Origin of the sequence: Paraburkholderia piptadeniae (assembly GCF_900007165.1) — a bacterium.
Classification (GTDB): Bacteria; Pseudomonadota; Gammaproteobacteria; order Burkholderiales; family Burkholderiaceae; genus Paraburkholderia; species Paraburkholderia piptadeniae.
This window is the reverse complement of the sequence record NZ_CYGY02000275.1, coordinates 1-538: the sequence shown is the minus strand read 5'-3', so window position 1 is coordinate 538 and position 538 is coordinate 1. Positions and strand designations below refer to the sequence as shown.

At 64.7% G+C, this 538-nt stretch carries 1 protein-coding gene; it reads left to right on the top strand.

What is annotated here, in order from left to right:
- Nucleotides 1-538, top strand: a 538-nt coding sequence (locus BN2476_RS45205) for an SNF2-related protein (protein ID WP_235851273.1), incomplete at both ends; no start/stop codon positions are given.

The following is a 538-nucleotide window of genomic DNA, read 5'->3' as shown; positions in this document are numbered from 1 at the left end:
GCACATTCTCGCGGAGAAGGAAGCGGGACGACTCACCCAGCCGGCGCTGATCGTCGTGCCGACCACGCTCGTGCACAACTGGCGCGACGAAGCGCGCCGCTTCGCTCCCGAGCTCAAAGTGCTGGTGCTCAACGGTCCGCAGCGCAGGGAGCGCTTCGAGCGGATCGGCGAACACGAACTGATCCTGACGACTTACGCGTTGCTGTGGCGCGATCAGAAGGTTCTCGCGCAGCACGACTATCATCTGCTGATTCTCGACGAGGCGCAGTACGTGAAGAACGCCAGCACCAAGGCGGCGCAGGCGATCCGCGGCTTGCGTGCGCGGCATCGGCTGTGCCTGACCGGCACGCCACTGGAGAATCATCTCGGCGAGCTGTGGTCGCAGTTCGATTTTCTGCTGCCGGGTTTTCTCGGCAGCCAGAAGGACTTCACCCGGCGTTGGCGCAATCCGATCGAAAAAGCCGGCGATGGCGTGCGCCGCGCACTGCTGGCGCGCCGGATCCGGCCGTTCATGCTGCGCCGTCGTAAGGACGAGGTT